The sequence below is a fragment of the Parasaccharibacter sp. TMW2.1890 genome, from assembly GCF_023337645.1.
Classification (GTDB): Bacteria; Pseudomonadota; Alphaproteobacteria; order Acetobacterales; family Acetobacteraceae; genus Bombella; species Bombella apis.
In genome coordinates this window covers 59444-81284 of record NZ_NWUV01000003.1, presented here as the reverse complement: position 1 = coordinate 81284, position 21841 = coordinate 59444, and the positions used below count along the sequence as shown (strand labels likewise).

General features: G+C 59.4%; 22 protein-coding genes and 2 tRNA genes. 14 read left to right on the top strand and 10 right to left on the bottom strand.

From position 1 onward, the window contains the following. The first annotated feature begins 77 nt into the window (after positions 1-77). The 8 genes from CPA54_RS07050 to CPA54_RS07015 all read left to right on the top strand — a co-directional run bounded on the left by CPA54_RS07050 (position 78) and on the right by CPA54_RS07015 (position 6678). Positions 78-668, top strand: coding sequence for a nucleoside triphosphate pyrophosphatase (locus tag CPA54_RS07050; protein WP_081562434.1), 591 nt, complete (start codon positions 78-80; stop codon positions 666-668). Between the two features lie 120 nt (positions 669-788). Further along, positions 789-864 (top strand) — tRNA-Ala (locus CPA54_RS07045). Between the two features lie 135 nt (positions 865-999). Beyond that, positions 1000-3021 carry an FUSC family protein gene (locus tag CPA54_RS07040; protein WP_249085936.1) on the top strand — a complete coding sequence of 674 codons (2022 nt, stop codon included), beginning with the start codon at positions 1000-1002 and terminating at the stop codon, positions 3019-3021. Continuing rightward, positions 3015-3218, top strand: a complete 204-nt coding sequence (locus tag CPA54_RS07035) for a DUF1656 domain-containing protein (RefSeq protein WP_043559119.1) — start codon at positions 3015-3017, stop codon at positions 3216-3218. Before CPA54_RS07040 ends, CPA54_RS07035 begins: the two co-directional genes overlap by 7 nt. Before the next feature lie 8 nt (positions 3219-3226). Continuing rightward, positions 3227-4177 (top strand): HlyD family secretion protein, encoded by a 951-nt coding sequence (locus CPA54_RS07030; protein ID WP_043559122.1) that lies wholly within the window; start codon positions 3227-3229, stop codon positions 4175-4177. A gap of 89 nt (positions 4178-4266) precedes the next feature. Beyond that, entirely contained in the window at positions 4267-5193 is a 927-nt protein-coding gene (locus CPA54_RS07025) for a metal ABC transporter solute-binding protein, Zn/Mn family (RefSeq protein ID WP_052348978.1), read from the top strand. After that, entirely contained in the window at positions 5190-5849 is a 660-nt protein-coding gene (locus CPA54_RS07020; RefSeq protein ID WP_249085935.1) for a metal ABC transporter ATP-binding protein, read from the top strand. The genes CPA54_RS07025 and CPA54_RS07020 overlap by 4 nt, the downstream gene beginning before the upstream one ends. Further along, entirely contained in the window at positions 5842-6678 is an 837-nt protein-coding gene (locus tag CPA54_RS07015) for a metal ABC transporter permease (RefSeq protein ID WP_249085933.1), read from the top strand. The genes CPA54_RS07020 and CPA54_RS07015 overlap by 8 nt, the downstream gene beginning before the upstream one ends. On the opposite strand, the gene CPA54_RS07010 is transcribed toward CPA54_RS07015, so the two are convergent. Beyond that, entirely contained in the window at positions 6665-6850 is a 186-nt protein-coding gene (locus CPA54_RS07010) for a hypothetical protein (RefSeq protein WP_043559129.1), read from the bottom strand. The genes CPA54_RS07015 and CPA54_RS07010 overlap by 14 nt on opposite strands. Before the next feature lie 254 nt (positions 6851-7104). Between CPA54_RS07010 and CPA54_RS07005 the strand changes: the two genes are divergently transcribed. From CPA54_RS07005 to CPA54_RS06995, 3 genes are read left to right on the top strand one after another with little or no spacing between them, the layout of a single operon-like run. Continuing rightward, a complete protein-coding gene (locus CPA54_RS07005) occupies positions 7105-7800 on the top strand; it encodes a histidine phosphatase family protein (protein WP_333645380.1) in 696 nt (231 codons plus the stop codon). Next, positions 7797-9164 carry a lipopolysaccharide biosynthesis protein gene (locus CPA54_RS07000; RefSeq protein WP_052348979.1) on the top strand — a complete coding sequence of 456 codons (1368 nt, stop codon included), beginning with the start codon at positions 7797-7799 and terminating at the stop codon, positions 9162-9164. Before CPA54_RS07005 ends, CPA54_RS07000 begins: the two co-directional genes overlap by 4 nt. Then, a complete protein-coding gene (locus tag CPA54_RS06995) occupies positions 9112-10056 on the top strand; it encodes a hypothetical protein (protein WP_143539955.1) in 945 nt (314 codons plus the stop codon). The genes CPA54_RS07000 and CPA54_RS06995 overlap by 53 nt, the downstream gene beginning before the upstream one ends. A 54-nt stretch (positions 10057-10110) precedes the next feature. Here the strand turns inward: CPA54_RS06995 and CPA54_RS06990 are convergent, their stop codons facing one another. From CPA54_RS06990 to mnmE, 9 genes are all read right to left on the bottom strand, one after another. Continuing rightward, complete coding sequence (locus tag CPA54_RS06990) at positions 10111-11538, bottom strand: hypothetical protein (protein ID WP_219811865.1); 1428 nt, start codon at positions 11536-11538, stop codon at positions 10111-10113. Between the two features lie 245 nt (positions 11539-11783). Then, positions 11784-12197, bottom strand: coding sequence for a DUF805 domain-containing protein (locus CPA54_RS09265; protein WP_349815527.1), 414 nt, complete (start codon positions 12195-12197; stop codon positions 11784-11786). Between the two features lie 164 nt (positions 12198-12361). Then, positions 12362-12712 (bottom strand): DUF3147 family protein, encoded by a 351-nt coding sequence (locus tag CPA54_RS06985; protein WP_283163761.1) that lies wholly within the window; start codon positions 12710-12712, stop codon positions 12362-12364. Positions 12713-12800: 88 nt separating this feature from the next. Continuing rightward, positions 12801-12876, bottom strand: a tRNA-Lys gene (locus tag CPA54_RS06980). A gap of 80 nt (positions 12877-12956) precedes the next feature. Next, entirely contained in the window at positions 12957-13856 is a 900-nt protein-coding gene (locus tag CPA54_RS06975; RefSeq protein WP_043559135.1) for a ParB/RepB/Spo0J family partition protein, read from the bottom strand. A gap of 5 nt (positions 13857-13861) precedes the next feature. After that, positions 13862-14662, bottom strand: a complete 801-nt coding sequence (locus tag CPA54_RS06970; RefSeq protein WP_373364558.1) for a ParA family protein — start codon at positions 14660-14662, stop codon at positions 13862-13864. Beyond that, entirely contained in the window at positions 14646-15224 is a 579-nt protein-coding gene (gene rsmG / locus CPA54_RS06965; protein WP_249086031.1) for a 16S rRNA (guanine(527)-N(7))-methyltransferase RsmG, read from the bottom strand. Before rsmG ends, CPA54_RS06970 begins: the two co-directional genes overlap by 17 nt. Beyond that, positions 15224-17095 carry a tRNA uridine-5-carboxymethylaminomethyl(34) synthesis enzyme MnmG gene (mnmG, locus tag CPA54_RS06960; RefSeq protein ID WP_249085932.1) on the bottom strand — a complete coding sequence of 624 codons (1872 nt, stop codon included), beginning with the start codon at positions 17093-17095 and terminating at the stop codon, positions 15224-15226. Before mnmG ends, rsmG begins: the two co-directional genes overlap by 1 nt. A gap of 10 nt (positions 17096-17105) precedes the next feature. Beyond that, positions 17106-18398 carry a tRNA uridine-5-carboxymethylaminomethyl(34) synthesis GTPase MnmE gene (gene mnmE, locus CPA54_RS06955; protein ID WP_249086029.1) on the bottom strand — a complete coding sequence of 431 codons (1293 nt, stop codon included), beginning with the start codon at positions 18396-18398 and terminating at the stop codon, positions 17106-17108. Between the two features lie 88 nt (positions 18399-18486). Between mnmE and CPA54_RS06950 the strand changes: the two genes are divergently transcribed. The 3 genes from CPA54_RS06950 to cydB all read left to right on the top strand — a co-directional run bounded on the left by CPA54_RS06950 (position 18487) and on the right by cydB (position 21624). Beyond that, a complete protein-coding gene (locus CPA54_RS06950; protein ID WP_103765676.1) occupies positions 18487-18948 on the top strand; it encodes a methylated-DNA--[protein]-cysteine S-methyltransferase in 462 nt (153 codons plus the stop codon). 239 nt (positions 18949-19187) lie between these two features. Next, positions 19188-20603, top strand: coding sequence for a cytochrome ubiquinol oxidase subunit I (locus CPA54_RS06945; protein WP_249085931.1), 1416 nt, complete (start codon positions 19188-19190; stop codon positions 20601-20603). 1 nt (position 20604) lies between these two features. After that, positions 20605-21624: a cytochrome d ubiquinol oxidase subunit II gene (gene cydB, locus CPA54_RS06940; RefSeq protein ID WP_249085929.1), complete on the top strand. Its 1020-nt coding sequence runs from the start codon at positions 20605-20607 to the stop codon at positions 21622-21624. The last annotated feature ends 217 nt before the right edge of the window (positions 21625-21841 follow it).

The following is a 21841-nucleotide window of genomic DNA, read 5'->3' as shown; positions in this document are numbered from 1 at the left end:
CAACTATGGAATGAAGCTCTGTCATGCGGTGGCATGATATGATAGCGGCTGCCCGATCATTTACACGGAGGGTCCCCATGCCTGTTCTTGCCAGCGGTTCTGCCATCCGGCTTCAGCTTCTTCATGCCGCCGGAGTCCCTGTCACGGCCAGCCCGGTTGATGTGGATGAAGACGCCCTGCGTCGGCAGGCCGAAGCGCAAGGTCTCTCCCTGCGGGACACGGCCCTTGCCCTGGCCCAGGCCAAGGCAGAAGCAGCCTCCGGCCAGCACCCCGGACGGTTCATCATCGCTGCAGACCAGATTCTGGAGCTGGAAGGCCGGGCCTTCGCCAAACCGGCTGACCTGACCGAGGCCCGCACCCATCTTCTGGCCCTGCGGGGCCGGACCCATGCCCTCCATGCCGCCGTGACCCTCTGGAGGGACGGTCAGCCCCTCTGGTCCCACATCAGCAGCCCGACCCTGACCATGCGCTCCTTTTCGGAGGTGTTTCTGGACGATTATCTCCAGCAGGAAGGGAACGTTCTGCTCTCCTGCGTAGGGTGCTACCGGATCGAAGGGCTGGGCATCCAGCTTTTTGACACTGTAACCGGGAGCAGTGATGCCATTGCCGGGCTGCCGCTCATCCCGCTGCTGGCTGCCCTGCGACAGCATGGTATCCTGCCTGGCTGACAGGCAGCAGGAAGCCCGTGCAATAATTTATGGAAAAAATTGCATCTTCCCCCTTGCCTTTTCCTCCCATGTGGGGATATATGCTCCCCACACGGTGCGTCATCGACACACTGCAAAAGTGGGGCCATAGCTCAGTTGGGAGAGCGCTTGAATGGCATTCAAGAGGTCGTCGGTTCGATCCCGATTGGCTCCACCAGATATCCTCTTACAAATTGTTCCATGTGAAGCATCAGCCGGCTTACCTGCCTGATGACAGTGCCTGTCCCGGCCTTGGCTGCTCTGCTGTTTCATGCCCGGTCGTGCGTTTTTCCTGATGCAGGCACCCCTTGCCATGATGTCCCGTCTCCGGGTGGCCGCAGGCAGCATCTTTCCACCAGGCTGGTGGGGCTTCACCCTGCGCATCTGGGCAGCGCTCGTGCTGGCCCTGCTGGTTGCCTTCTGGGCGCAGATTGATTCTCCCGCCAGTGCTGCCGTGACCGTCATGCTGCTGGCACAACCCCTGCGGGGGCAGGCCCTGAGCAAAGCCTTCTACCGGGTGGTCGGCACTCTGGTTGGTGGTGTCGTGGCCCTCTGCCTTGTCTCCATGTTCGGGCAGGAACGCCAGCTTCTGCTGGGTGGTTGTGCTGTCTGGATGGCCATATGCGCCTATGCTGGCACGTTGCGCCGAGGATTCCGGGCCTATGGGGCCGTCCTTTCAGGCTATGTCGTGGCCCTGATCGCCATTTCCCACATTGATGCCCCCCAGAATGCCTTTGATGTCACGGTGGCCCGTGTCTCCACCGTGATGATCGGCGTTGCCGCCATTGCCACGGTCGCCCTGCTTTCCGGTACACCGCATGTCTGGCAAAGACTCGTGCGCAGTCTGCAGAAAACGGCAGCCGAAGTACGCCATGAAACCCGTCTCGCCCTTGATGACACCGTGCCAACCCTTTCCCCGCTGGAAACCATAGCGCTTTCCAGCACGGTCTTTGCCCTGACCCACCAGGTGCATGATACACGCACGGAACTGACCCGAGGTCGGCTGCGCGCAAAAGGGGCACAGGTCTGTCTCATTGGCATGGTGACGGCCCTGTCCTGCTGCCGCAGCCTGCTGGCTCTCATGCGCCAGGCCACCATCGCCCCCGCCGTGCTGGCCCTGACACGCTTCGACATACACGCCCCTTCTGGCACGGACAGAGAAACCATCCTGGCAGACCTGCTCGGCCGCCTGCCGCCAGAGGCCCCCCGGCTGACCCTGGCCGATGCCTGGCGCATGGAGCGCACGGCCAGCCTGATTGCCAGCCGTCACATCAGCCGCAAAGGTCTCAACACGCTGCTGAAGGCAGCCCCACTGGGCCAGGTAAAAACCATGAGCCGGTTCGCCTTCCACCCGGACAGGATCGCAGCTCTCATCAATGCCATCAGGGTGCTGCTCTGTTTCAGTGCGGCAGCGGCCCTCTTCATCGGCAGCGGCCTGCCCAATGCCGCCACGGCACTCTCTCAATGCGCCATGCTGCTCTGCCTGGGCATCACCCAGCCCAACAGTGCCGCTTTCGGCCGGGGTATCCTGATCGGAACACCGCTGGGCATCCTGACGGCGGGGCTGACCTCGTTCTTCATCCTGCCGCATGTCAACACCATGATGGGCATGGCCATTGTCATGCTCTTCCAGGTCATGTTCAGCTGCCTGCTCATCATCAATCCCGCAACGGCGGCCGCAGGCTCACATTACGGCGCCTTTTTCTTCGTCTTTCTGGGGCTGAACAATCACCATGACTACAACCTTCTTGCCTTTGTGGACCGCAACACCTTCTATCTCTGTGCGGCTGGCATCACCGCCTTCTTCCTCATCCTGTTCCTGCCGCCACGGCCACGGCGGACCCGCTTCCGCATCACTCTCTCCATCGCCAGGGAGCTGGAACGCCAGTTTGCCGCCCGGTCACCATCCTTCACACCAGCCCTGCTGAGCCGCAAATATGACCGGCTCCACCAGCTCTACATGCTGAGCCAGACCATCAGCCAGGAGAAGAAAGGCAAGGCAGCCTGGAGGGTCTGCCAGCGTTTCATCAGTCTGGCAGACCTCACCACAGCCCTGGCCCGGCTGGAGCTGGACCTCAAGACGGCCCGCCAGTACACGGAACTGGCACCACTGGCGGACACCATGCAGAGGAGCCTGACCCGCATGAAGCTCTTTTCACTGGCAGACCATCTGCCCCTCATGGCAGAGAAGATGCTCTCCCGGGCGCCAGCCTCCAGCGGGCCTGCCCATGTTGCAGCGGTTCTATGTGCTGCAGGGCTGGAGGAAGTCCGCTTCCTCCTCCAGCAGAACGGATCCGCGCTCCGCCATTACGGAATAGGGCGCAGGCGATGGTAACACGCCACCTTGTCATCAATCTGGATGGGCTGTTCGTGTCCTCCTTCATCATCGACCTGGCCCTGGCCCTGCTGGGGACCTTCCTGCTCCGCCTCATGCTCCAGTGGATGAGGCTCTGGCGTTTCTTCGCCAACCCGCCTCTGGCACAGTTTGCCATCATGATCTGCCTGCTCGGCCTGTTCACCATCCTGCTATAAGGCTGCCAGTGTTTACCCGTGCCTACCGCCTCATCCGTTTTGCTGTCACGGCTTCCATCCTCTGCGTGGCCGGGTTCGTGGCTGTTGTCCTCTGGGACTATTACACCGCCGCCCCGTGGACCCGTAACGGGCAAGTGCGTGTACAGGTGGCCAATATTGCTCCCCGTGTCTCCGGGCAGATCATCACCGTTCCTGTCCATGACAACCAGCAGGTCCATGCTGGAGACGTGCTGTATGTCATCGACCCGTTCGACTATCAGGTCGCCCTCGAAAAAGCCGATGCCGATGTGAACAAGGCCAAGGCGGACCTCGAGTTCCGCCTGAATCAGGCCCGGTGGCGGCATGCCATCCCGGGAGCGGCCGTCTCGCAGGAAGAAAAGACGCAGTATGAAGCTCTGGCACAGCAGGCCCGGGCCATCTACAGCACAGCCCTTGCCCAGCGCAGACAGGCCCAGATCAATCTGGACCGCACGACCGTCCGCAGCTCCATAGACGGCATCATCACAAACCTGACCATGAGGCCGGGGGACTATGCCTCCGCCGGGCAGGTGAACATTCATGTCATCGACACGAATTCATTCTGGGTGGATGGGTATTTCGAGGAAGTGAAGGTCCATGACCTCAGCGTGGGAGACCCTGTCCGCATGGATCTGATGGGCTATCACACCCCGCTTTATGGGCATGTCCACAGCATCACCCGTGGCATTGCAAGCAGGAACGCCCTGACCAATGCCCTCGGCCTGCCCACCGTGGACCCTGTTTATACATGGGTGCGGCTGGCCCAGCGTATTCCCGTCCGCATCAGCCTGGATTCCATCCCGCCGGACCTCAACCTCGCTGCCGGCATGACCGTCACCGTTACAGCCATTTCCGAGAAAGGGAACAGGCGGCGGCGCAGCAACGAGGATGCCTTCCAGCATCTCAGTGACGATCTCCGCCATCTGTTCGGGCACAAATGAGAGAAGGGGAGGGGAGGACCGTGCCTTTTCAGACAAACGAAATGTTATTATATAACATCCACGTCTGCTGATGGCCCTGAAAGGCTTCCATGTTCACGGTGCGTTTTCTCCCCTGCCTGCCGCTTTTTCTGACATTGCTGACAGGCCTGCTGCCCCTTCCTTCCCGGGCCAGCACGGAAACGGGACCGGACCGACCAGCCCCCCTGCTGAGCTGCGTGGAACCCGTCTGGTGCGATATCGCCCAGCAGATTGGTGGCCCAGCGCTACGGACACGCTCGCTCATCACCAGCGAGGGGCTGGACCCGCACCATCTCCAGCCTTCACCCCTCATGGCCCGCCAGCTGGCAGCCAGTGATGCCGTGCTGCTCAATGGAGCCACCTATGATGACTGGGCCATGAAGCTGCTTCCCGCCTCTGTGAAGCTCTTCCTTGCTGCCAGTCAGGGGGGCTGGCAGACCGGAGAAGACCCGCATCTCTTTTTTGATCTCCCCACGGTCCGGAATACGGCCCGACAGATCGCCGTCTGGCTTGCCGGGCTTCGCCCCCAGGCCCAGCAGGACATCGACAGGCGCCTCGCCCTGTTCGAACAGCAGATCGACCAGATCGCCACCCGCCAGCAGGCCATCCAGCAGAGAGACCATGGCGCCCCCTTCGCCATGACCGAACCAGCCGGGGAACGTCTCCTGCTGGCGGCTGGGCTGGTCATGACAGACCAGAGCTGGGCCCGTGCCCTGATGAACGAATCCGGTCTGTCCCCCCGTGACACCGCCATGCTGGAAACAGCCCTGCACGAGAAGACCATCCGCTTTCTGGTCAGCAATCCGGCCATCAGCGCCCCACAGGCGAGCAGAATGGAGGACATGGCCCGTCAGTCCGGCATTCCAGTCCTTGCCATCGGGGAAAGCCTGCCCACCGGGCAGCACTGGCAGGACTGGCTGAACGGCATCCTCACATCGCTCGAACAGGCCCTGTACCAGACAGCGCCCCGCAACACCCCGCTACCCCCCCATCCATGAAGGAAGCCCGCCTTACCTGCCGGGATGTCAGCCTCCAGGCAGGGGGCCATCCTGTCCTGCATCATGCCACTCTTGATGTTCCCCTGGAGGGCCTGACCATCCTGCGTGGACAGAATGGAGCCGGAAAAACCTGTTTTCTCCGAGCCCTCATGGGGCTGCTTCCCCTACAGGGGGGGAAGCTTCTCATCAATGGCCACCCACCCGCCAGAGCCCGCCGCCATTGTGGGTACATGCCGCAGAAGGCTGACGACACGGCGCCCATGCTGCCAGTCATCAGCCATGTCATGGCCTGTCTGGATGGCACGCACTGGGGCTTTCCTGCCCCTCGCAAAACCCGCAGGAAAGCCAGGGCCCTTCTGGCTGAAGTCGGGGCCCTGCCTCTGGCCTCACGCCCGCTCGGAGCGCTTTCTGGCGGCGAAAGACAGCGTGTTGCCCTTGCACAGGCCCTTGCCGGCTCCCCGAGGCTGCTCATTCTTGACGAACCCTTTGCCGCCCTGGATCGTGCCAGCCATGAAGCGCTGCTCCAGCTTTTCAGCCAGCTTCACCAGCAGAAAAAGGTCAGTCTGTTCATCACGGTTCATGGGCCGCTACAGACCACTGGCCTTGACCTGCCCATGAGAGAGATCACTCTGTCAAAGGGAGCGCTGCATGTCTGAGACCAATCCCTTTTCTTTCCCCTTCATGCAGCATGCCTTTCTGGGCTGTTTTCTCGTTTCGATGCTGGCTGGCACGCTGGGCTGGCTCATGCTGCTGCGGCGACAGGCTTTTGCAGCCCATGCCCTGCCGCATATCGGCTTCAGTGGAGCAGCAGCGGCCGTGTGGCTGCATCTCCCCCCACTGGCAGGCATGATGGCCGCCAGCATGGTGGGCGGTCTCTTCATGGGGCAGGAACAGCGGGGCAGACAGCATCCCACCCAGCGGGACACGATGACCGGCCTCATTCTGGCCGCCAGCCTGGGGATTGGTGTCTGGTGTCTTCATGAAGCGAATGAAGCGTCTTCCCAGACAACGACCCTGCTTTTTGGCGATGTTCTGGGGCTGGATGGCCCAACCCTTGGCATGCTGGCAGGGCTGGTCTCTGTCTGTCTTGGAGGAGTGGCCATCCTCTGGCGCCCCCTGCTTTTCAGCAGCCTTTGCCCCAGCCTGGCAGAGGCACAGGGCCTCTCGCCAACCCGGCTGGGCCAGCTCTTCCTCCTGCTTGCCGCCCTCGCTGCGGCGGCCTGTGCGGAAATCGCCGGAGCACTGCTCTGTTTCAGCCTGATGGTCGGCCCCGCTGCCGCTGCCCTGAAGCTGGAGCTCCCTCCCTTCCGGGGCATGGTCTGCTCCGTTCTGGGGGCGCTTCTGCTCTCATGGGGCGGGCTGCTCCTCGCCTGGTACAGCGACATTCCCCTGCCATTCTGGATCAGTCTGGGCGGTGTCGGCCTCTACCTGCTGGCTGGAACCGTCATGACCCGGAAAGCCTTGCGTCCTGTCAGAAATCCTTGAGGTTCATCAGGATCAGATGGACGCCGATAAGGATGGCAACAATGACGACATGAAACAGGATCACCCATTTGCCATCCAGCACGAATACTTCATTGTCGCTCTTCGGCCAGACCGTGCGGAACAGCCTGACCCAGAAACCCGGAGCCATGACCGGCCCTGCTGAAAGTTTCATGTCCGTCTCTCTCCTTCGTGGCTTTCTGGCCTGTTCCCCGCCTGACGGGGCCATGCCTATCAGATAGCTGTCCCGGCGTCAGAACGGAATGAAAAACCGCATCCAGGACCGCAACAGTTTTCACAAATTATGAAACTTCTCCTTGAGAGCTGTTTCTTTCCCCGCTATGCGCCTTATCATGAATCTGTGATCAGCCTGTCAGCCCTCCCCCGGCAAACCGACACAGCTGTCTGACCCATTCGAGAGGTTTTTTTGTGACGCAGCCCGCCATGCCAGACCCTCAGGAGCATTTTCTGGATGGACCGGACCTCCCCGCCGGTGTGACACGTTTCTGGCTGGTGCGTCATGCCATCGTGGAAGAAGCAGCACGACAGACCATGTACGGCACGCTGGACGTGCCCCTCTGTCCCCAGCATCTCCGCAGCCAGAAGCCCGCCTACGAGGCCTTGGCCCGGCGCCTGCCCCGCAAGGCGACATGGTTTTCCTCCCCCCTCCAGCGGGCCCGCGACACCGGCCTGACCATTCAGAAAGCCGGCAATTTCTCCACTCCCATGAGGATTGACCCCGCCTTCATTGAACAGTCCATCGGGCAATGGAACGGTACCCCCCACGACACGTTTCCATCCCTGCTCAGAAAACCGGCTCCCCCTTTCTGGTCCATCGCAGCAGATGAACGTCCACCAGAGGGTGAAAGCATGGTGGATGTCCGCCAGCGCATCGGCCTGGCGCTGGAAAGCCATGCCCGACAGAATGCCGGAAAAGACATGGTCATTCTTAGCCATGGCGGCGCCATTCGCATGGCTCTTGCCCACTGTCTGGACATCCCCGTGGAAACGGCCCTGCGCTTCTGCATCCAGAATCTTTCCCTGAGCATCATCGAACATATTGCCGGGCACTGGCGGGTTGTTGCCATCAATGAACTGCCTGCCTTCCACGAGCCCGCAGAATGAAAGGGTGGTTCAAGGATGATCTTTTCCGCGTTGTTCTGAAAAATGCGGGAAAGCTGGGATCGACCAAACTCATCGGGGCTGTCATGGGCCTCGTCGCACTGGTCGTGACCGGGCGAACACTGCGCCCGCATGATTTCGGCGTTCTGACACTGATAGCCTCCTACATCGAAACGATTGCCGCCATCGGCCAGTTCCAGAGCTGGCAGATTGTCCTGCATTATGCTGCTGTTCCCTGGCAGAAGGGAGAGCGCAAGACTGTCCAGACCAGCATCAGCCTGGCCATGGGGCTGGATATCTGTGCGGGGCTTCTCTCCATGGTGTTCGGCATGGTGGCCTTCCTCTGTCTGGGCAAAGTGCTGGGTGTCCATGACAAGCCAACCCTGCTGATCCTGCTCTACTGCACGCTGATCCCCGGCATGGGCAGCACGGCCGCCTACGGCATCCTCCGCCTTTTCGACCGCATAGACCTCGTCTCCCGGCAGCAGCTCATCACGCCAGCTGTCCGGGCTGTCTGCTGCCTGCTGGCATGGGGCAGTGGCATGAAGCTGGCCGGTTTCGTCATCGCCTGGTACCTGGCTCTTCTGGCTGGCCAGATATATCTCTGGGCCACGGCCCTGCTGGAACTGAAACGCCATGACCTGCTGAAAGGGCTGCGCCCCAGCATCCTGAAGGCAGCCCGGCAGATGCCAAAGGGCATGTGGGGCTTCGTCTGGACCGCCAACATCACCACCCTGCTGGAAACGGTCTGGGAGCCGATCAGCAAACTGCTGGTCGGCAAGATCGTCAGCACATCGGCAGCCGGCCTCTATTCCCTCGCCATGGAGTTTCTGGATGCTGTCCAGCGGCCTGCAAAACTGCTGGAGAAAAGCTACTACCCCGAAGTCGTTCTCATGGATCCACGGACCTCCGCCCCATGGAAGCTGGCCCTGCGGACCAGCGTCCTTTCCGGCGCACTGGGCATGCTGGCCATGCTGGTTGTCTATATCGGGGGGAAACCCGTCATCAGCATGTTCGGTCACCGCTTTGGCGATGCCGCAACCCTGATGATGTGGATGTCTCCGGCTCTGGTCTTCTTCACCGCCGGGCTGCCAATGGAAGGCGTGCTCTACACGGCGGGACGCTCCCATTACATCATGCTGGCCCAGCTCGTTTCCGTGATTCTTTACGTCCCGCTGCTTGTCTACATGGGCCATCACTACGGCCTGAACGGCGCCGGGCTTGCCTATGCCCTGGGCATGTTCTTTGCTACCATGACCACGTTCGCCATAATGGGTATAACCTATCTGCGCCGCAACAGGATCATCCTCCCTCATGAAAGGGAGATCCGCCAGACCGACAGCCTGCCCGCCTCGCCCGGCAGCTGATACCTTGCCAGGAGATGCCAGCCCAGCCATGCCCATTTTCCCTTTCCGCCCTTCTGCCAGCCGCCGCAGCACACCGGCTTTCCCTCAGAAGATGCTGGATACCGTCTTTGAGCATGTTCTCCTTGATGACGTTCCCCACCCTGACACCCCCCTGCCCGAGGATGTCCTGCCCGCCTGTGAGAAGACTGAAATCCGGGATGGCTACAATCTCTGCTGGCAGCTTCTCGAACATGGCGTGGACCGCAAGGCCTTCCGTCGCCTGATCCTGAAGATTGCCCTCTCTGGCACAGCCAGCAAGGACGAACAGCTGGCCTTCAAATACGCACGGGCCAAATTCAAGCACATGCGCTTTGCCTGTGCCAATTTCACCAGGCAGCACCGTTATCCGCTCCTGCTGCATGTTGTCACCATCATCATGGGCAACATGCAGGATGCCTTCAAAAACCACCAGCGGCGGGCTACGCTGATCAACGGCCTCATCCTCTGGGTCGTGCTCTCACCGGTCTATTACTGGCTGATCGCCGCCCCCATCGCCCTCTGGAAAGAAGACAGTACGGCAGGCATCATCGCTTACCAGAAGAAAGAAAATGCCAGACTGGCAAAACTGATACGCACGCTGGATGCCACAACCGGCCATGAATTCCATGTCATGCGCAAGATCATCAGCCGCCGGGTGGCCTTCAATGACACACTGCGCACGATCCGCCCCTCCAGAGCGCTGGACCAGCTTTCAGAATATCTCGCCACGATCAACGGCATGATGGGCGATTTCCATGACGGGCTGATCGAGAAAAAACTGGAGGGAACGCAGGATTACCGGCGGGACCGCTTCCAATCCCCGGAGGGAATTCCCCAGCGCATCCGGGCCTTCCTGGAACGCAGCCCACACTGAACGCCCGCCCCTTGCGGCAAGGCCCATCCAGAAAAACGGATGGGCCTTCCTGCTTCAGACAAGCCCGTGCCGTGCCAGAATATCCAGCACGTCCTGCCGCACAGCTTCGTAAGACTGGCGGGCATCGACCTCAACCAGCGGAGCATGATTGAAATTCAGCTGCGGCATCAGCTCCGCCTTGATCCGCAGGGCCTCGAGGTCATGGTCCGGTTTGCGGCCATGGGCTGTTTCCGCATCCACATTCAGCCGGATGACCAGATCAGGCCGGAAGGCCACGATCCGACGATAGATGCCACGTTCCAGCCAGGCCAGAAACCGGATCAGCGGATTGCTGCTATAAGCCGCTGAAAGACCAGGACCATCACACTGGCCAGGAATTTCCATTTGCGGGTAACGGTCCGTCACCACCAGAAATCCCTTCTCGACCGCCCGCCTGACCCGTAGAAAGCGCTTCAGCCGCACCAGAGAAAAGACAAACAGAACAAGACCCGTCATCAGGCCCGGCATTTTTTCACCCTTGGTCCGGGCCTTCTTGGCCTTGCCGTTCAGCTTCTTCTCCAACGCTGGACCAATAAGGGGCAGAGCCCCGATCCGCCGCCCAAGATCACCCGAACCAAGACCAAGATACCCATAAACGGTTGGACGTGTTTCAGAAAAATGCTGGACCAGAGACTGGCTGATACTGGACTTGCCAGACCCATCACACCCAACCAGCGAAACCAGACAGCCTGCCCGGGGCTGCGCAGCCAATCCCTGGCCGGAACGGGGATAGAGTGCCAGCACCTTGCGGACTGTTTCTTCTGCCTGTGCCAGCACCTGCGCCAGCGGCTCGGTGGCATCGATATCAACGATGGGAGCACCAGAAAAATCCAGCCGGGCAAGGTCTTCAATCTTGCGGGCCAGCTTGAAAGAAACATGGTCCGGCTTGCGTTGCAGGGCCGTCTCCAGGTCAACATTCAGCCGTATGACGACATCTGGCCGGAAACGGGCCATCCGTGCATAAAGCGCCCGCTCCACCCGGCTGAAAATCCGCAGCAGGACGCCATCCCGGTTCAGATTGGCCAGAGTGGGGCCATCCATGGGGCCGGGCACACTGTTCTGCGGATAACGATCCGTCAGCACGGCCATGCCCCGTTCATGTTTGCACCGCATGAGTGCGAAACGAAACACACGCCGCATGGACAGAACGAAACCCGACACGGCCGCCAGCACGCCTGCTTTTTTGCCGGTCTGTATCCGGCTGTTTTCTTTCCTGGCCTTGCCTGTCACATACGGGCCAATGAAGGGCAGGGGGGCAAGCGTACGCTCCAGATTACCTGCCTGCTTGCCGAGATGGCAAAAAGCCGTCGGCCGCTCGGCCTGCAACAGCGCCAGCAGGGCCGTCCCCACGGTGGACTTCCCACTTCCATCACACCCGACCAGGGCTATCACCGGCTGATGCCGCCCTGCGACTGGCCGAGGCTTGAAATCGCTTACACGCATAGCACTCTCATCTTCTCTGACGCTGCCATCCTATCCTGTCCTGCCTGTCCATAACAGACTTATGGCCGGCCTGCCCGCATAAAGTGCCCTGATCCAGCCATATATCCTTAACATGAGGAAACACGTCATCATCATGAAACGGTCTGCCCATAAAAAATGGCTGGCAACCTCCATGAGGATGCCAGCCATCGAAACTTGCTGAATATCGCTTGTGCCTTTCTCAGGACATGAAACAGATTTTACTCTCAGCCTCTGCCGTTACCAGGCGGAGGACCAAACCTGTTGTTCCCCGGCGTCCCCGGCTGACACAAAAAAATGAGAGTAGCGATCGGGCAAAGCAGGAATGGGATAATGGGAAGGAAAACGAGTGGGGACAGATGTCCCCCTGACGGATTTAATTTATACAGGAACGCAACATAGTAAACGATCACTGAGAAGGATGCTGACGGCAGCCATACCCACCAACCGGACCGACCAGTATCATGTAACCGTCGCATCCCAACAGCTATACCCGGTAAAAACATTAAAATAGAAAAAACAATCCATGGAAATATACTACCAAATATATAATAGATTATTTCAATAACAAAATAAAAAATACATTCAAAAAGCCTAAAATACCAGTATTCAGGACAAGTTGCCCGTCCGCTGAATGTCACCTAATTTTTTATACCTTTTATGAAATAGCCGAACGGATTGGCACTCTTCACGTTTCATCCTCCAGAAAGAAAGAGTAATTTTTCAAAAAAAATAAATGAAAAGTCAACGCAGAGTAACGTCAGTCAAGACGCAGAATAATCATGAGCATGTCCTGTCTGACCATTTACAGAGCCATACCATAACGTCGGGCGCACCAGACCACGACAAGATAAAGCAGAACCGTCAATACACAGCCAACCGCCAGACTGCCCCAGAAAGGCCAGCCTCGCCGCAGGAGGGCGGGAATGAGCAGAAACATGGGCAGGGATGGCAGAACGTACCAGAAAGTCGCCTCACTATGAGTGGCCATCAGCTCACGGTCCGGTTTCTCAGCCCAGAGAAAAATCATCCCCAGAACAGACACAAGCGGCAGGGACGCAATGAGCGCACCCAAAGCAGGAAGGCGACGGGCCACCGTGGCAATGGAGGCCACGAGCACGGCGGACAGAGCGGTTTTTAGGAGAAAGAGGATCATCTTCTTTCCAGCAGAAAACGCAGAGCGGGTGTCCTGCCGCTGGCATCCGGAAAGTTTTCGACATCTTTTCAGGGGAACCGGCCGATTGTGGTGGGCACACTAGGGCTCGAACCTAGGACCCGCTGATTAAGAGTCAGCTGCTCTACCAACTGAGCTATGTGCCCACAATCGGTAACCGATGGATGGTTATCTATCAGCCTTCATGAAGGCTGACAAGGGGATTTTAAATATTTTCTCAAAAAAATCAGCTCTGTCCGGTCAGACGGGCCATGAGGGCCTCAAACTGCTCCAGAGAGGAATAGTTGATCTTCAGCGATCCACTTTTCCCATTGAAGCGTATCTGCGTCTTCAGCCCGAAACGGGCGGAGAGGTCTTCCTCCAGCCGGGTGATCTCCGGAGCCGGGGCCGCCACAGCTTTCTCCTCGCTCGCCGCCTTGTTCAGCCGGGCCACGAGGTCTTCCGTCTGGCGGACATTCAGTCCCTTTGCCAGCACCTCAGCCATACCGGCCACGGGATCGGGATGACCGAGCAGGGCACGGGCGTGACCGGCACTCAGCCCACCATCCCGCAGCTGGACCAGAACAGCCTCCGGCAGGTTCAGCAGGCGCATGGTATTGGTAATGTGGGAACGGGACTTGCCAATCGCCCCGGCCAGTTCCTCCTGCGTCAGGCTATAATCCTGCAGCAGCCGTTGCAGCCCCATTGCTTCCTCAACAGGGTTGAGATCCGACCGCTGGAGATTCTCGACCATGGCCGCCGCCATGGCATCCGTATCATCAAGCTGACGGATATAGACGGGCACCTCATGCAGGCCCGCCTTCTGCGAAGCCCGCCAGCGGCGTTCACCAGCAATGATCTGATACCGCCCCTTCTGCTCGGGGTCCGGTCTCACAAGAATGGGCTGGATCACCCCGCGGGAGCGGATGGAATCCGCAAGCTCGGCCAGCCGGTCTTCATTCATGTCCCGACGCGGCTGGAACGGACTGGGAGCGAGCAGATCCACCCCCAGACTTCCAGGCTGGGACGGAGCCTGAACCTCACCCTGCGGGGCCCCAACACGGGCCAGATTGGGCGCCTGATCCCCCAGAAGAGCGGCCAGACCCCGGCCAAGTTTGCGGGAGGAGGGGGATGCCTTCTTTGCCATGGTGCTCAGCCTTTCTTCTTCAGCCGTTTCAGCAGCTCGGCCCCCAGATCCTCATAGGCCAGTGCCCCAGTGGAACTGCGGGCATAATCCATGACAGGCCGCCCATGACTCTGTGCTTCGGAAATACGGATATTACGGGGAATCATCGTTTTGAAGACCTGATCACCAAAGAAGCCACGAGCATCCTCCGCCACCAGAGCAGAGAGATTGTTGCGAGTATCGAACATCGTCAGCACGATCCCTTCCAGATGCAGGTCCGCATTGAAGGCAAGACGCACCCGCTCGATGGAACGGACCAGCTGGCTGATCCCCTCCAGAGCGAAGAACTCGCACTGCAACGGCACCAGAACGCTCTGGGCCACGACAAGCGCATTGAGGGTCAACAGCCCCAGGCTGGGCGGGCAGTCGATCAGAATGATGTCATACCGGTTAAGCAACGGTTTCAGGGCATCCCGCAGCCGGTATTCCCGCCGGTCCTGGTCGATCATCTCCAGCTCGGCTCCGGCCAGGTCGCCATTGGCAGGCATGACATCCAGCTTCGGCACCACGCTGGAACGGAGAAGCGTCTCCGCCGGGGCATCCTCCAGCAAGGCGCCATAGGTGCCACGGCCACGCTCATCATAATCCAGCCCGAGGCCTGTTGACGCATTGCCCTGCGGGTCAAGGTCCACCAGCAGGACACGCTTGCGCTGCGCCAGAGCTGCCGCCAGATTCAGGCTGGTCGTCGTTTTGCCGACACCCCCCTTCTGGTTGGCAATGGCGATGATGTGCGGTGTATGTGAAGCAGCTTTAGACACGTCTGAAATCACTGATCCTGAGAAGGACCCCGTCTGGGTCTGTTCGGCTTGGGAGACTTTCATATCTCATGTGCCAGTCAGAACGGGCACTGGTCAACTCATCTGACGCTTTTCTTCCCTTGAGGAAAAGACAATACCCTTCCTCCTTCAGCAGAGGCCGTGCCCAGTCGAGCAACTGGGGCAGGGGGGCCAGCGCACGGGCTGTCACAATGTCCGCCGGTTCCACCTCTGCCTGCTCGATCCGTTTTGCCAGCACGGTGACACGGGCACCACATTCCCGTGCCGCTTCCCGCAGGAAGGCGCATTTCCGCTGGTCGGACTCAATCAGCGTGACCGGGTTTCCTGTTGCGATCGCCACGATCAGCCCGGGGAAACCACCGCCAGAACCAAGGTCCGTTATCCGCACACCAGCCGCAACATGCGGGACGAGCTGGAGACTGTCCTCAATGTGACGCTGGCGGAGGTGGGCGATATCCTTCGGGCTGACAAGATTGATCTTCTCATTCCAGCAGGTCAGCAGGCTGGCAAAATGGGCGAGCTTCTTTTCTGTTTCATGTGAAACATGCGTCATCATGTACGGCTCCTGACATGGGCAAGCAGGGCAATGAGGGCAGCGGGCGTCACACCCCGGACACGCCCCGCAGCGGCGAAATCGACCGGACGGGCAGCCCCCAGCCGCTCCTGCATTTCCTGGCTCAGCCCCCCGATCGCCCCGTAATCCAGATCATCCGGCAGGCGCAAGGCCGCCTCACTCTTCAGCTGCTGGATTTCCCGCTCCTGCCTGCGCAGATAGCCACCATAGCGGGCCTCTGTCTGCACATGCCGCCCGATACGGACCGGCAGAGCGGCAAACCATGGAGAGAGACTGGCAATCCGTGTCTCATCGGCCTGTGTCGCCAGTACATCCAGCAGGCTGCGCCGCCGTCCATCCTGCGAGACCTCGATGCCATGCTCCCGCAGGTGCTGGGGCAGGAAGGCCGGTTTCCGGGCTTCCCCCATCGCTTCATCAATCTGGCGCACCGTCTCACGGAAGGCCGCCTCACGTTCTGTGCCAACACATCCGGCCTCGATGGCCTTTGGTGTCAGGCGCAGGTCCGCATTGTCCGCCCGCAGGAGAAGGCGATATTCCGCCCGTGAGGTGAACATGCGATAGGGTTCGCTGATACCATGCAGAGTCAGGTCATCAATCAGCACGCCAAGGTAGGATTCCTCCCGTCCCAGCGTCAGGGGCTCGCTGCCTGCCACGGCCCGGGCAGCGTTCAGACCGGCCAGAAGACCCTGTGCGCCCGCTTCCTCATACCCTGTCGTGCCATTGATCTGCCCGGCGAGATACAGGCCGGGCAAAGCCCGCAGCTCCAGAGACGGACGCAGCTCCCGTGGGTCAACATAATCATACTCAACGGCATAGCCGGGGGTGACGATGCGGGCCGTCTCCAGCCCCGGCATGGAAGCGATCATCTGCGCCTGCACCTCGGCAGGCAGGGAGGTGCTGATGCCGTTGGGGTAGACCAGCTCCCCACCCGGATTGCCCGGCAGAGCCTCCGGCTCCAGAAACACCTGATGACTGTCCCGCCCTGCGAAACGGACGATCTTGTCCTCGATGGACGGGCAGTAGCGGGGACCCCGCCCGGTGATCTCACCGCCATACATGGCCGAAAGATGCAGGTTGTCCTCAATGATCCTGTGTGTCTGCGGGGTTGTCTGCGTGATGCGGCAGACGATCTGTCTATTGGGCAGGGAGGCTGTCAGCGTACTGAAGGCCTCCGGCTCGGCATCGCCCTCATCGGCAGGCAGGGCCTCCCAGTCGATGCTGTCACGGGCCAGACGGGGCGGGGTGCCTGTTTTCAGGCGGCCCATTTTCAGCCCCAGGGCTTCCAGCCGTTCCCCAAGCTGCGTGGCGGGCGCATCGCCAATGCGTCCGGCTGGCTGGCTGACCCGCCCCGTATGGATCACGCCCCGCAGGAAGGTGCCGCTTGTCAGCACGACCGCCCCGGCGGAAAAACGGCGGCCATCCTCACAGATCACACCCCGGACATGGCCCTTCTCGACAATCAGGTCGCCCACGGCCCCGGCCAGCATGGTCAGGTTTGGTGTGGCCGCCAGAAGGTCCTGTATGGCGGCCCGGTAAAGCGAGCGGTCCGCCTGCGCCCGTGGCCCATGTACCGCTGGCCCTTTGGAACGGTTCAGCAGCTTGAAATGAATTCCCGCCCGGTCTGCCGCCTTGCCCATGAGACCATCAAAGGCATCAATCTCCCGCACGAGATGGCCCTTGCCGATGCCTCCGATGGCCGGATTGCAGGACATGCTGCCTACGGTGTCCAGCCTGTGCGTCAGCAGCAATGTCCGGGCCCCGAAGCGGGCAGCGGCAGCGGCGGCTTCCGTCCCGGCATGACCGCCCCCCACCACGATGACATCATAGGTTTGCGCAGGTGATGTGCTCATTGAGGTAACGTCACTTTCCTATACAGAACTGGCCAAAAATCGTATCAAGCAGGGCTTCCACATCCACATGGCCCGTCAGTCGGCCAAGGGCCTGCATGGCCAGACGCAGCTCCTCTCCTCGCACCTCCGGCCATGGGGCTTCCAGCGCACGGGTCATATGTTCCTGTGCCTCCTTCAGCCCTGCCCGATGGCGGGCACGGGTCAGGGGCGGGGTGCCACGCTGAGCCATGAGACGGGCCAGATGAGCTTTCAGCCATGCCTTCAGAGGGGCCAGACCGGCTTCATCCTTCGTATGGATGCCAAGCTCACCCTCCCGTGCCGGGGCGAGGTCCGTCTTCGTCCGCAGCCTTATGGCGTGATCCGCCAGCAGGGGCGTCTCATCCCCCGGCCCGACAAGATGAAAGAGCAGATCGGCCTCTTTCACGTGCCGCATGGTCCGGCGGATGCCTTCCGCCTCGATCTCATCCTCCGTCTCCCGCACGCCTGCCGTATCAATCAGCCGGACACGGATGCCCTCTATCATCCAGTCCACGGCGATGGCATCCCGTGTCGTACCCGCCTTCTGCGTGACGATGGCAGCATCCTGACCACTCAACGCATTCAGCAGGCTGGATTTTCCCACATTCGGTGCCCCCGCCAGAACGATCTTCAGACCATCACGGACGATCTCGCCCCGTTCATCGGCCAGATGGGCCTGCATCTCTTCCGCCAGGGTCCGGCAGTCACCCAGCAGGGCGTCTTCCACCTCCGGGGGGAGTTCCTCATCCGGGAAATCGATCAGGGCTTCCTGCTGGGCCAGAACCTGCCGCAGGCGGGACGCCCATTCCGTGTAAAGCTGGCTCAGGGCACCATCAGCCTGTTTCAGGGCCTGATGCCGCTGGGCCTGCGTATCGGCTTCAATCAGATCGGCTATGGCCTCGGCCTGCAACAGGTCCATCCGTCCTGCCTGCACGGCCCGACGGGTGAACTCTCCCGGTTCGGCAGGGCGGGCACCAAAGGAAACAAGGGCCTGCGCCACTGCCTCCACGATGGCCGGACCGGCATGAAGATGCAGCTCGAAGCTGTCTTCCCCCGTATAGGACCGAGGCCCCGGCAGCCAGAGGACGAGAGCGTGATCCAGCACGTCACCTTCATGCCGCAAGGCCCGCAGGCTGGCATGACGGGGAGCTGGCAGGGCACCACAGAGAGCCGCCAGCAGGGCCGCACTCTCCGGCCCGCTGACCCGCATGACCGCAATCGCCCCCTGCACCGGGCCTGTCGCCAACGCAAAAACCGTCTGGGTGGAAATGCTGGATGATGTCATGCCGCCTTTCATACAGCACTCATGCCCGAAAAGCAGCGGGCCAAAGAAAGAATTGACGCTCTCCCGCAAAAGGGGCAGCCTGACAGCCATGCCACAGCTTTCTTTCCATTCTCCCCTCGGTGCCCTGACCCTCAGCGAAGAAGAGGGGCAGATCGTCTCCCTTGATGAAGGCTGGGGCCGGGACCAGAGTGAGACGCCCCTCCTGCTGAAAGTGCGGGACATGATGCAGGATTATTTTGATGGAGAGCCGGTGGATTTCCAGTCCATTCCACTGATGCTTGATGGCACGGCCTATCAGAAACGTGTCTGGGCGGCCCTGCGTGCCATTCCGCACGGGCAGACCCGGACCTATGGCGACCTGGCCGAAACTGTCGGCGGAAGCCCGCAGTCCATCGGTCAGGCCGTGGCCCGCAACCCGCTGCTCATTCTCATTCCCTGCCACCGTGTCCTGCCCTCCCACGGCAGGGGCCATGGTGACTATAGCGGGTTTGAAGGCGCAGAGAGCAAGGCCTTCCTGCTGGGGTTGGAACAAGAAGCATCCAGTTCCTGAAACACGGGATCATCCAGCCTTACCTTATTGCCAAAGCTGATCATCACATGATCTTACAAAAATATGATGGCAAATTTTCATCACCTGCCATCGGCCTGACCCCGCAAAAAATGACGGGAATTTTTTATTTAAAAAATATTTATAAGAAGAAAAATAAAATCAATTGTTGAAAACTCGCCAAAATCAATAATGAAAAAATGTCAAATTCCTCCCATTCCAACGAAAAGGAATGATTATATATGGTTAATGACCATGAGTTACCTCTCACAATCGCACGAATACAATTCGCCTTTACCGTTGGCGTACATATAATATTCCCAGCATTTTCGATCGGTCTATCTGTATTCCTCACCTTTCTTGAAGGCATGTGGTTAAAAACGAATGATAACCGTTATTTGAATCTCTTTAAATACTGGTTGAAAATCTTCTCCATCGTCTTCGGCATGGGGGTCGTCTCTGGCATCGTGATGGCCTACGAGTTCGGTACCAACTGGGCAGGCTTCTCTGCCAAGGCAGGGCCCATCACAGGCGTGCTTCTCTCTTACGAAGTCATGACGGCCTTCTTTATGGAGGCTGGTTTCCTTGGTGTCATGCTGTTCGGGCTGAACCGTGTCGGCCGCAGAATGCATTTCTTTGCAACCTGTGCCGTCACTACAGGAACGCTGATCTCCATGACATGGATCCTTGCATCCAACTCATGGATGCAAACCCCACAAGGCTATGTCATTGACCAAAAGACAGGCCATTTCCTGCCCCATGACTGGCTGGCCATCATCTTCAATCCATCCTTTCCCTACCGGATCACCCATATGGGGCTGGCTGCCATGCTTTCAGTGGCCTTCACGGTAGCTGCCGCAGGTGCATGGCATCTGCTCAAGGCCAAAAAGGGAGGTACACAGGCAGACAGTACGATCCGCCTCATGTTCTCCCTGTCCCTCTGGATGATTGTCATCACAGCCCCTCTCCAGATCATAGCGGGCGACATGCATGGGCTGAACACCCTGAAATATCAGCCCGCCAAGATTGCCGCCATGGAAGGCGACTGGACAAGCGAAACACGAGCCCCTGAACTGTTGTTCGGCATCCCGAACATGAAGACAGAACGTACGGATTACGCCATAGGGATTCCGCTACTGGGCTCCTTCATCCTGACCCATGATATCAACGGCAAGGTGCCCGGCCTGAAAGATTATCCGGCAGACCAGCGGGCCCCGGCACCAATCGTGTTCTTTTCTTTCCGCATCATGATTGCCCTAGGGGGGCTTATGCTGCTCTGCGGCCTCTGGTCACTCTGGCTGCGGCGCCGACAGCGTTTGTTCGACCATCCTCTTTTCCTGCGGGTGATACTCACCATGGCACCAGCTGGGTTTCTGGCTCTGCTCTGTGGCTGGGTTACGACAGAAGTCGGGCGGCAACCATGGACGGTCTATGGCCTGCTTCGCACGAAAGACAGCGCCTCACCGCTGGCACTCTCCAGCCTGTCTTTTTCCATGCTGTTTTTTGTTGCGGTCTATCTCTTTGTTTTCGGCTCAGGCCTCCTGATGCTCATCCGCCTGCTACGGGCCACCCCAGAAGCTGCTGACAACACCAACGATGACATCATGATCCTAGGTAGCCATCATCATACGATCTCTCAGAACAAGGATGCGTCATAACATGTCCGGCCTTGCATTCTATCTTCCCTTCATCTGGGCGTTCATCGTCATTCTGGCCATTTCGGTCTACGTCATCCTTGATGGCTTTGACTTGGGAATTGGCATGCTCTTTGCTTTCGAGAAAAAGCCGGAGCATCGTGACATCATGATCAACACGATTGCCCCCGTCTGGGATGGTAATGAAACATGGATGGTTCTGGGTGGAGCAACCCTGTTCGGTGTTTTCCCCGGTGCTTACAGCACGCTGCTGCCTGCCTTCTATATCCCCATCATCATCATGCTGGGGGCTTTGATCTTCCGTGGTGTTGCATTCGAGTTCCGCATCATGGCGCACTCACCCAACCATCGGGCCTTCTGGAATACGGGCTTCATGGCAGGGTCCACACTTGCCGCTTTCTGTCAGGGCTGCATTCTTGGCGGGTACGTTCAGGGGGTGCATACAAGCCACGGTGCCTTTGCCGGAGGAGCCATGGACTGGCTGACACCGTTCAGCGTTCTTTGTGGCCTGTCCGTTGTTACAGGTTATGCTCTTCTTGGTACGACCTGGCTCGTTTGGCGCACATCCGATGAACTGGAAGCACGATGCCGCCGCTGGTCCAAAAGATTATCCATTCTGATGATTCTCTGCATCATTGCCGTTAGCTGCTGGACGCCGTTTCTCCATGCGCCCTATCTCCATCACTGGATTGCCTTTCCGAACATTCTGTTCGGCCTGCCTGTTCCTCTACTGGTGGCACTGGCCGGTTTCCTGATGTGGCGGACCCTAGACAAGGAACACGCCATCACGCCTTTCCTGTGCGCCATTGGATGGTTCCTGCTCAGCTTGGTTGGCCTGGCCATTACCATCTGGCCCTACGCTGTACCACCAACCCTGACCCTGTGGGATGTGGCATCTCCAGTTCCCAGCCAGCTTTTCCAGCTCGTCGGGACCGTCATCCTACTCCCCATCATCACGGGATATTCGATCTATTCCTACTATCTTTTCCGTGGAAAGGTCACAAAAGCCGATGAATATCACTAAGTTCACCACATACGATGAGAAGAAGGTGCCAGCCTCCTTCTCCAAACGTCTAGCGTGGTTCTTGGCCCTCTGGGGAATGGGCACTCTTGCCATCATCTTGATGGCAAGCTTCCTTCACCTTCTGATCCCCCATGGCTGATGGTCTGACATGGACTTCACCTACAGAAAAGGGAGGGCCATATGCATGGCCCTCCCTTTTCTTTCATGGACAACAGAC